We start from the raw sequence: 9,035 nt of genomic DNA, 5'->3' as shown, positions 1-9,035 counted from the left end.
AAGCTCGAGCACCGTCGCGATACCGAGCATGGGCCGGACAGTTACCAGAACCGTTTCGTGTTACCTGCCGAAACGGTTGAGGCGGAGTTCGCAGCCGCTGGTTTCAGGATCCAGGAACGCCTCGACTTCCTGCCGTTTTATGCCATGTGGCGCGTGTATGTGCTGCGCAAGGGTTAAGGTGCATGACGGTTCACAAGGCCTGTACCCCTTGCGCAGGCACCCACGATACCGGTGCCGCCATTCGTCGTTGAACGGTGCAAAGGCGCCTAGGTTGCACTACGTTTATCAAATGGCGTTTGGCAGCGCTGTCAAAGGGTTAGGGCAATGAAACTAGAAATAGCTCGAACTTTGTTCCTGGTTGGGGGCTTGGCGCTCACCACCGTTGCAGTGGCAGCCTGGGAACAACCGAAAACCGTGGTGTTCAGCCAATCGGAACTGGCTGAGCAATGTGCTTTGCCGCGCGAGGTAAAGCCACAGCAGCATGCCAAGGTGCAGCCTGATCACGACCTGCTGTTGTTCCTGTTCGGCATGCGCCAGGGGCTGCGGCCGTTTGGTTGAGCCGCAGGGCACAGCCTGACGCCCGTTTCAGATCACATGCAGGTGATTGTCCCAGAAGCCTGAAGGCAGGTTCAGGGGCTGGCCGACGAGCTGGTGCTTGCGGCAATCATAGAACCGGCAGCGGCCTTGGCCTGATGTCACCACGAACCCGTCCTTCACCGCGCCAACGCCGGCACAGTCGGGCATGGGCGCATCCAGACGCACCGCGCCGCTGTCCAGGTCCCAGACGAACAGGCGGTTGGCCCGTGGTGCTGTCAGTGCCACCAGGCGCAGTTCGTCGTGTATGGCCACGCTGGCGGTGTATTGGGCCATGGCCTGTAACTGGTGGTGCGGAACTGGGAAGGCCTGGAAAGCCTGGCCCGGTCGTTTGATTGCCAGCAGCTCGGCAGTTTCCGAGGCATCCCCCATGAACTGCTGACACGCGGCAATGGTGCCATCTCGGGCTACCGCCAAGTGACGAACACTGTTCATCTGCTGGGCCAGGGTTTCCTTGCTCAACAAGGTGCCGTCGCGCTGCATCAGCACCAGGCTCGGCTCCATGGCATCAAGGTTCATCTCCACTCGGCTTTCGGCCTCGGTGCGGATACCACCGTTGGCGACCACCAGCGTTTCGCCGTCCGGCAGCCAGGCGACTTCGTGCGGGCCAATGCCGTGGGTGCTGAGCTCGCCGGTGCGCACCAGGCGCTCGTCGTCGAAACGGTAGACCCCCAGCACGCCACGGCCAGGGTCTCGGGTATCGTTTTCGGTGGTGTATAGCCACTGACCGTCCTTGTGCAGCACGGCATGACCATAGAAATGCCGGTCAGGCGGCGATACCACCGTCTGCAACAGCCTCCCGTCGCGCAGGTCGACCAGGTAGCTTTCAGTCCCTGGGCGGCGAGCCACGAACAAGGCGATGGGCCGCTCCGGGTGATCGATGATGGCATGGCAACGCTGGGCCACCTGGGTGCTGAACACCTGGGTGCCGTCCAGGCGATAGCCCACGGCGTAGTGCTTGCCGTCGGCGTCGTCGCGTGCCGACAGCAGCAGGGGCTCGCTGCCTTTTTTGCGCAGAAGACTCCAGCCGCCCAAGGTGAGGGCACTGAGTACAACGCTACCGAGTTTCAAGGCCTGGCGTCGCAGCATGATCAGTCACCGTCGTTGGCGTTGAAGCCCAACTGAATGTTAAGCGCCTTGGCCAATTCACCTTCATGCAGGCGGTGCACGACGTTGAGGCTGTCGTAGATCTGGTTGAGGGTCTGCTGACCTGCATCGTCGGCCAGTAGCTCGCCCAAGGTTTTCTGGTTGTCAGCCAGCAACTTCAATGAAGTGGCGTAGGCATCGTCTATCTTTTGCGCAAGCGCCTTCTGGTCGCCTGGCAGCAGCCCGCGCAGCCCTTTATTGTCCACACCCACCCAAACCGCTTGGGCCGCCTTGAGGCTGGCCTGAAGGCTATTCATGGAGTTGTGGCTACGCCAGGCTTCCGCTTGCAGGGGCTGTGGGATGCCTTTGCTTTGCCGTCCCATGGGCGCACCCAGCTTCTTCTTCAGCGAGTCCAAAGCGGTTACCTGTGCACGCAGCAGGTCGGCGATGGCTTCGTGCGAATCGGCGTAGCGCTGGTTGGGGAACTTGGTCATCTGCGAGAGCATGCCCTCGGTGCTGTTCCAGCCCTTGAGGATTTCCTCGGCCAGCCCCTTCTGGTGCTCGGCGATGGCCACCAGCATCGGGCAGTAACGCGCCTTCTGCTCGGCCGTGGCGATGTCTGGCTTGCTGTCGAACAAGATGTATTCATAGGCTGATAAACCGCGGACCACAACGCTCGCCTTAGCGAGGGAGGCCGCATCGACAGGCTTGTCCGCATTGACCAATTGCTCGACCTGACGGCCGACCAGGTTCTTCTTGTCAGGCCAGAACTGTACTTGCCATGCACGGTTGCCCTCAGCCAGCGGGCCCACCAGCAGGGGTTGCAGCTCGGCCCAGGCCTTTTGCGCATTGAGGAAATCCGCGCGCGCCTTTTCCAGAGTTTCCTTGCCTTCGCAGAACGCCAGGGCGCTGGCGGCCAGCATGCGGTCGGCTTCGACCCAGCGGCTGTAGGTAGGCAGGATTACCTGCTTGGCGATGGCCGCGGAGGTGACGGCCTGCGGATCCTGCGGGGAGCAGGCGCCAAGGGCCAGGGCAGCGAGGCTGGTAAACAACAGTTTGGGTCGGAACATGGCCGGCTCCTGTGCATGTTTAAAGTGAGTTCAAAAACGCCAGCAAGGCAGCGCGCTGCTCGGCATCGAATGTAAGGACGAAATCGCGTGCTGCCTGGGCTTCGCCGCCGTGCCACAGCACCGCTTCGAGCAGGTTGCGCGCGCGTCCGTCATGCAGAAATTGCGAGTGACCGCTGACCGTTTCGCTCAGGCCGATTCCCCAGAGCGGGGCCGTGCGCCAGTCCTGGCCGTTGGCGGCAAATTCGGTTCGTTCATCGGCAAGGCCGGGGCCCATGTCATGCAGCAGTAGATCGGTATAGGGCCGGATGGTCTGGCCGGCGAGTTCCGGCTCGGCGGCATCGCTGGCGGTGGTGAACTGAGGGATATGACAACCCTGGCACCCGGCCTCATAGAACAGGTTCTTGCCTGCCAGCACCTGGGGGTTGGCCACATCTCGACGGGCTGGCACGGCCAGGTTGCGGGTATAGAAGGTGACCAGGCGCAGGATGTTGTCACTGACCTCCTTTTCCCCTGCCACGCCGTCGCCGTTGGGCGCGGCGCGGCATTCGACCTGAGCCTGGGTGCAGTCGTCGTTGGGCTGCAATGTCGTCGTCAGGCCCATGTCGCCGGCGAACGCATGCGCGTTCTGCTGGTTCACAGTCGGCTGGCCCGCTTTCCATCCAAAACGGCCGATAACCGTGCGCCCCAGCGCATCGTCCCACACGCGGTTGGCCCGCCCCCGAATCCCGTCGCGATTGCGGTCGTCCGGGTCTTCGTTGGCCAATACGTCAGCCTCGGGAATCGCCTCGAGCAGGCCCAGGCCGATCATCGGTGGCGCCACGCGCGCCGAAAAGCGCGTGTCCGGGTGCATGGCCCCGTAGCCCAGCTGAGTGATCTGCAACGCCGGCATGCGCAGCTCGACCTGATGGCCATCCTTGAACGAGACCGTCTGCGCGGTGTAGGTCATGCGCACCTTGCCTTCAGGCGCTACGCCAGGGATGGCCATGTCCTGAAGCTGAGTGCCGTATACAGGTTCCGGTACCACCCCCAGCCGTTCGATGACCTTGGCCAGGTAGGGTTGGTCAGGTATCGACAGGCGTACGAGCATGCCGACCGCATTGCTGGCATTTGCCGCGGGTGGGTGGCCGCGCCCGTCGCGCACATGGCAGTTCTGGCAGGCGTTGGTGTTGAACAAGGGGCCCAGGCCGTCGCGCGCCGTGGTGGTGGAGGGGGCGATGACCCAAGGGTTGCGAAAGAAGCTGTTGCCTACTGCAAAGTCCAGGCGCCGCTCATGGGAGAGGTTGGCGGCGGGCAGCGAATACGCACTGCGGTCACTGCGCAACACGGTCGTCTTGCCACCTGACAGCGCTTCGCCCGGCTCGGCCTGGGTAAAACGCGGGGCGTCGTCACAGGCGGCGAGGGCAAAGACCAGCAGCAGAGGGGCAAGTCGGGACAGCGGCAGGGACATGCAGAATCCTGGGCCTGAACGAAAATCCGGCGTGCAAGCTTATCAGGCCCAGGATCATTGAATAAGAGCAATTTGCGTTTGCTGGATGAAATCGTCGTAGCAGTGCTCAGGCCATCAAGAGTTTGAACTGGCGGTTGACCAGGCTGACGATGAGGTTCTTGCTACCGCCTTCGCGGTTATCGCCCGGGACCTCCATCACTTCCTCGCTGGCATATTCCATGGACGAGGCGGTCAGGTATTTCACCGCATCCTTGTGGGCGGGCTGCCAGTAATCCTGAAAAAGCCAGATGTTGGTGTCTGCGCCTGGCCCCAGAATCAAGCGCAGCGCTTTGTAGTTCTCTTCGGATTTACCGATCCAAGGCACTGCGAGCGAGCCGTTCCAGACGTGCTGGGCGCCAATCGCCAGGCTTTGGCTGCGGTTCTCTCCGTCGATCAAGGTCAGGGTATAAGGGGTGTTGTTGGCAATGGAACGCAGGTAGGTAACGCTGGCCATGGTTTATCTCCTTTATGGGTGAGTACTCGGACGGGGGAGGGGGCCGCTCGGGGCGCGGTATACGTAGGCCGCAAGCAAGGTGATTTCATTGAAGGGCGGTTCGAGTGCGGCTGGGTCGAAGCGACCCAAAGGTTGCAGACCATGCGCGTAGGCCACGGCTTCGAACAGTCGTCGGTCGGTTTCGTTGGGGTCGTACAGGTAGACCTTGCCTAACCCTGCCAATACACGGCACATCTCCTCGGCCACCGTATGGGTGATCGGCGCGCCCATGAGGGTGACATGGGGAACGGTATGGTCGTCGATCGGGAACTTGGGCGCGTCGTACTCGTACACCAGGATCAGGTTGGGGATCGGCCCGCCTGCAAATGGGCCGTTGGAGATACGCTGGCCAGCTTTGTTGAGGTTGTAGGCGTTGTGAAATCCTGTGATCAGGTTCGTGCCTTCAATGCGCTGCACGATCCGGCCCTCTCCCCAAACATCGAGAATCTGCAGCATTGGCTACCACCCTGTTGGCGATTGAATGATGCGTGCAGAGTGGGCGATGGGCGGCCTGCCAGGCAGCAGGAAGCGGTGCCGCAGACATGAAAACGCCCGGCTCAAGGCCGGGCGTTGGGTGCCGCACCAGATGGGATCAGAATTCGTGGTCGGCTGTGTCGGGGTTCAGGTTGTCGATGCCCAGTTTGCCGGCGGCCTGTTCGATGGCACCGGTCTGCTTGACCAGGGCTGCAATCGCATCACGCACGATCTGGTTGCCGGCGGCGTTGTCGGCGGCGATCAGTTGGTCATAGTGCTCGCCCTTGAGGGCGTGGTCGACGATCACCTGGATCTTCGCTTCAGTGGCTTCCAGGTCTGCCCGCAGGGTCGCATCGGCAGCAGGGTCGGCCTTGGCCACCAGTGACGACAGGCTAGGCCCGGTTAGCTTGGTACCATCAGGGCGGGTGTACTCGCCCAGGTAGACATTGCGAATGCCCTTGGCATCGTAGAAATGCGAGTAGTGGGTATTGTCGCTGAAGCAGTCGTGCTCGTCCTCGGGCGAGTTCGCCTCCAGGGACACCTTCATGCGCTCGCCAGCCAGCTCACCGAGCGACAGGCTGCCCATGCCGAACAGCATCTTGCGCAAGCCGTCGGTGGCAGGCTCGGCTTCGAGCTTGGCGCGATAGTTGTCGGCCACGTTCGGCGCCCAGTTGGCCACCATCTCGTCAAGGTCGGCGACCAGAAGGTCGGTGACCGCCTTGAGGTAGGCGCGGCGGCGGTCGTTGTGGCCACCCGTGGCGCCCTCGCCTTCGAGGTAATCCGACGCCGGACGATTACCCGCACCTGGGCCGGTACCGTTCAGGTCCTGGCCCCACAGCAGGAATTCGATGGCGTGGTAGCCGGTGGCGACGTTGGCTTCGGAGCCGCCCAGTTCGTTGAGGCTGGCCAACTTCTCGGGGGTGATGTCCTTGACGTCGATTTTCTCTTCGCCTACCTGGATCTCGGTGTTGGCGATGATGTTGGCGCTGGCTGCCGGGTTACCCAGGGCGTGCTCGTAGCTGGCGTCGACGTAGTCGATCAGGCCTTCGTCCAGGGGCCAGGCGTTCACCTGGCCTTCCCAGTCGTCGATGATGGTGTTGCCGAAGCGGAACACTTCGCTTTGCAGGTAGGGCACGCGCGCCGCGACCCAGGCGTCCCTGGCGGCCTTGAGCGTCTGATCGTTGGGCGTGGCGAGGAATGCGTCGACGGCGGCCTGCAGGGTCTTGGCGGTGCTCAGCGAGTCGCTGTACACGGCATGGACCATCTCGGCGTAGTGCTTGACCACGGCCTTGGCAGCGGCTTCGTCGACAGCCCCTGGCGTTGCGGCAGGGGTGCTGGCGGCAGCGGGAGCCTGGGCTTGCGGCGCGGCGGCCTTGTCGTCCTTGCCTTCACCGCAACCGGCGAGAGCGATGGCAATGGCCAGCAGGCTGGCAGAGGCCAGGGGCATTCGAATCATTGTTGGTTTCCTGCGTCGTGTGGTTGGACCGTGGGTGAATCGTGCGCGATGGCACGCTGAACCGACACATCATGCGAAAGATTTGCATTTGCTGTAAAGGGTCCAGCCTGCGATTCATGTAAAAGCAGGTCACGGCGTGTCACCTGTGCATTCAGAGCATGGAAACCTGATTGCGCTGGGCCTGCCTGAGGAAGCTGGTCAGTTCCCGGGCCGACAGCGGCTTGCTGTAGTGGTAGCCCTGGCCCTCGTGGCAGCCTTGGGCAATGATGTAGGCTTCCTGTTCGGCGGTTTCCACGCCTTCGGCAATCACCTGCATGCCCAGGCTTTTGCCCAACTGAATGATGGCGCGCACGATGGTCGCGTCATCGTCGTCATCGAGCAGGTCCTGCACGAAGCTCTTGTCGATCTTGATCTTGTCCAAGGGCAAGGACTTGAGGTAGCTCAAAGACGAGTACCCGGTACCGAAGTCGTCGATGGCGATCAGGGCGCCCGAACGCCGCAGGCTCAGCAAGTGCTGGGCCGCGGTGCTGATGTCCTCCATCAAGCCGGTTTCGGTCACCTCCAGTTCCAGGCTGCGCGGAGGCAGGCGATAGGCCTGAAGCAAATTGTTCACCACCCGCGGCAGTTCGCTGTGGTGAAGTTGCACGGTGGACAGATTGACCGCCATGCGCAGCTCGCTGAAGCCCAGGTCGTGCCATTCGCGCAACTGCCGGCAGGCCTGATCCAGCACCCACTCGCCGATCCCGATGATGCTGCCGTTCTGTTCGGCCAGCGGTATGAACTGATCGGGCGGCACCATGCCCAGTTCCGGATGCTGCCAGCGCAGCAACGCCTCGACCCCTACAACGCGATGATCGCGATAGCTGATCTGGGGTTGGTAGACCAGGTACAGCTGGTTGCGTGGCAGAGCCTCGCGCAGGTCCTTTTCCAGTTCGCGGCGCCGGCGCATCTCGGTGTCCACGCTGGCGATGTAGAACTGGTAGCGATTGCGTGAGCGCGCCTTGGCCAGGGTCATGGTCTGCTCGGCTTTTTGCAGGAGCTTCTCGGTGCTGTCGCCGTCTTCCGGGAACAGGGTGATGCCGATGGTGGCGCGCAGGCGGATCTGCTGGTGGTGGTCCAGGTCGAAGGGCACCTCCAGGTCGTCCAGAATGCTTTGCGCAAGCTCTGCCGCTTCGTAGGGCTGTTCGATGTTGGCCTGCACCAGGGCGAACTGGTCGCCCCCCAGCCGCGCCAGCGCGCCCAAGCGTCCGCTGTGGGCCCTCAGACGATCGGCCAGGGCCAGCAGCAGCTGATCGCCGACCTGATAGGTGAACTGCTCGTTGATGCCCTTGAAGTCGTCTAGGCCTACACAGAGCACGGCCACCCGATGTTGCAGGCGCCCACCGTCCACCAGGATCTTGTCCAGTTGCTGCTGCAGTTGCTGGCGGTTGGGCAGACCGGTGAGGAAGTCGTACTGGGCCATGCGCTGCAGACTGTTCTCGGCCTCATGGCGCAGGTGGGTATTGCGTTCGATCGATGCCAGCAACTGGTTGGCGGTGTTCACCCAAAGGCCGAGCTCGTTTTTCTCATGGCCCTTTATCAGTGGGATCTGGTGCTGGCTGGGGCGGTCTGGATTGATCTGGGTGAGGTGTTCGATGATTTTGGAGAGTGGCTTGGTCAACAGCCAGTGGTAGACCAGGTACAGCACCAGCCCCATGGCAAGCGCCCGAAGCACGCCGGAGATGAAGATGATCACGGCGTTGATCAGAAAGTCTTCGCCATAGGCGGCCGTGTCGAGGGTGATGTTGAGGTCGCCGTAATATTCACTGTAGGGCCCCCGGCCTACCAGCTGCGTGGTGTAGGTACGCTCCTGGCCAAGAATCAGATCGGTGAGCCAGCGCAGGGGCATGTCCTGCAACGGCCTGGACTTTTCTGCCAGCATGGTTTCGTTAGGGTGACCGATGGAGGCCATTCGCACCGATTCGTCCTGAAACAGACCTTCCATGACCTGCATGCCCATTTCACGGTCCAGGCTGTAGACCGCCTGTGTAGAAGGATCGCGGAACATGTCAAGAATGCGCTGGGCGTCATTGTTGACGGCCTGGCGGGTCTTGTAGGTGTCATAGACGATTTGCGCACAGCTGAGCACGACGCCGACCGCTAGCGCCGCCAGGAGCACGACCCTGAGCAACTTGACCGACAAGCTGTTACGCAATTCCAGCTTCAATGGAGGTTCCTTAATCCATGCAAATGACATTATTTTGCCATCAATCATGACCGTTCACTACGGGACGGTCATTAGCAGTGTATCGGTTGAAGCCCTGGGTAACTTGAGTGGGCGTCGTCAAGAAACCGGAAATTTGATGTTAGCGCGCTATGCACGCTGAGCAAGTGCGG

At 61.8% G+C, this 9,035-nt stretch carries 8 protein-coding genes and 2 pseudogenes; 3 read left to right on the top strand and 7 right to left on the bottom strand.

All coding sequences use genetic code 11. The annotated features are described in order from the left end of the window. The 3 genes and pseudogenes from ACK59L_RS17220 to ACK59L_RS17210 all read left to right on the top strand — a co-directional run. Window positions 1-177 (top strand): annotated as a pseudogene (locus ACK59L_RS17220) (SAM-dependent methyltransferase); the annotation flags it as partial. Window positions 178-235: 58 nt separating this feature from the next. Then, window positions 236-328, top strand: a pseudogene (locus tag ACK59L_RS17215) (InaA protein); the annotation flags it as partial. After that, on the top strand, window positions 325-558 hold the full coding sequence (locus tag ACK59L_RS17210) for a hypothetical protein (RefSeq protein WP_058603276.1): 234 nt from the start codon (window positions 325-327) through the stop codon (window positions 556-558). The pseudogene ACK59L_RS17215 and the gene ACK59L_RS17210, both read left to right, overlap by 4 nt. Window positions 559-585: 27 nt before the next feature. Here ACK59L_RS17210 and ACK59L_RS17205 read toward each other — a convergent pair whose 3' ends face one another. The 7 genes from ACK59L_RS17205 to ACK59L_RS17175 form a co-directional block, all read right to left on the bottom strand. Beyond that, on the bottom strand, window positions 586-1,683 hold the full coding sequence (locus ACK59L_RS17205) for a DUF1513 domain-containing protein (protein ID WP_409274954.1): 1,098 nt from the start codon (window positions 1,681-1,683) through the stop codon (window positions 586-588). 2 nt (window positions 1,684-1,685) lie between these two features. Next, window positions 1,686-2,750, bottom strand: coding sequence for an imelysin family protein (locus ACK59L_RS17200; RefSeq protein ID WP_409274952.1), 1,065 nt, complete (start codon window positions 2,748-2,750; stop codon window positions 1,686-1,688). 19 nt (window positions 2,751-2,769) lie between these two features. Continuing rightward, window positions 2,770-4,197 (bottom strand): di-heme oxidoredictase family protein, encoded by a 1,428-nt coding sequence (locus tag ACK59L_RS17195; protein ID WP_409274949.1) that lies wholly within the window; start codon window positions 4,195-4,197, stop codon window positions 2,770-2,772. A gap of 106 nt (window positions 4,198-4,303) precedes the next feature. Beyond that, window positions 4,304-4,690 (bottom strand): hypothetical protein, encoded by a 387-nt coding sequence (locus ACK59L_RS17190; RefSeq protein ID WP_409274947.1) that lies wholly within the window; start codon window positions 4,688-4,690, stop codon window positions 4,304-4,306. Window positions 4,691-4,702: 12 nt separating this feature from the next. Further along, a complete protein-coding gene (locus tag ACK59L_RS17185; RefSeq protein WP_196135079.1) occupies window positions 4,703-5,185 on the bottom strand; it encodes a hypothetical protein in 483 nt (160 codons plus the stop codon). Window positions 5,186-5,321: 136 nt separating this feature from the next. Then, window positions 5,322-6,659: an imelysin family protein gene (locus tag ACK59L_RS17180; RefSeq protein WP_058603270.1), complete on the bottom strand. Its 1,338-nt coding sequence runs from the start codon at window positions 6,657-6,659 to the stop codon at window positions 5,322-5,324. A 151-nt stretch (window positions 6,660-6,810) separates the two neighbouring features. Continuing rightward, window positions 6,811-8,865, bottom strand: a complete 2,055-nt coding sequence (locus tag ACK59L_RS17175) for a bifunctional diguanylate cyclase/phosphodiesterase (RefSeq protein WP_182139220.1) — start codon at window positions 8,863-8,865, stop codon at window positions 6,811-6,813. Between the last annotated feature and the right edge of the window lie 170 nt (window positions 8,866-9,035).

The organism is Pseudomonas sp. KCJK9111, from assembly GCF_046231935.1.
Classification (GTDB): domain Bacteria; phylum Pseudomonadota; class Gammaproteobacteria; order Pseudomonadales; family Pseudomonadaceae; genus Aquipseudomonas; species Aquipseudomonas parafulva_B.
This window is presented reverse-complemented; position numbering and strand designations above follow the sequence as displayed.

What these genes read in the sequence shown, in the direction of transcription:
- ACK59L_RS17200 (WP_409274952.1), bottom strand. Translation starts at nt 2,750, where the DNA reads ATGTTCCGACCCAAACTGTTGTTTACCAGCCTCGCTGCCCTGGCCCTT.
- ACK59L_RS17185 (WP_196135079.1), bottom strand. Translation starts at nt 5,185, where the DNA reads ATGCTGCAGATTCTCGATGTTTGGGGAGAGGGCCGGATCGTGCAGCGC.
- ACK59L_RS17180 (WP_058603270.1), bottom strand. Translation starts at nt 6,659, where the DNA reads ATGATTCGAATGCCCCTGGCCTCTGCCAGCCTGCTGGCCATTGCCATC.
- ACK59L_RS17205 (WP_409274954.1), bottom strand. Translation starts at nt 1,683, where the DNA reads ATGCTGCGACGCCAGGCCTTGAAACTCGGTAGCGTTGTACTCAGTGCC.
- ACK59L_RS17210 (WP_058603276.1), top strand. Translation starts at nt 325, where the DNA reads ATGAAACTAGAAATAGCTCGAACTTTGTTCCTGGTTGGGGGCTTGGCG.
- ACK59L_RS17195 (WP_409274949.1), bottom strand. Translation starts at nt 4,197, where the DNA reads ATGTCCCTGCCGCTGTCCCGACTTGCCCCTCTGCTGCTGGTCTTTGCC.
- ACK59L_RS17190 (WP_409274947.1), bottom strand. Translation starts at nt 4,690, where the DNA reads ATGGCCAGCGTTACCTACCTGCGTTCCATTGCCAACAACACCCCTTAT.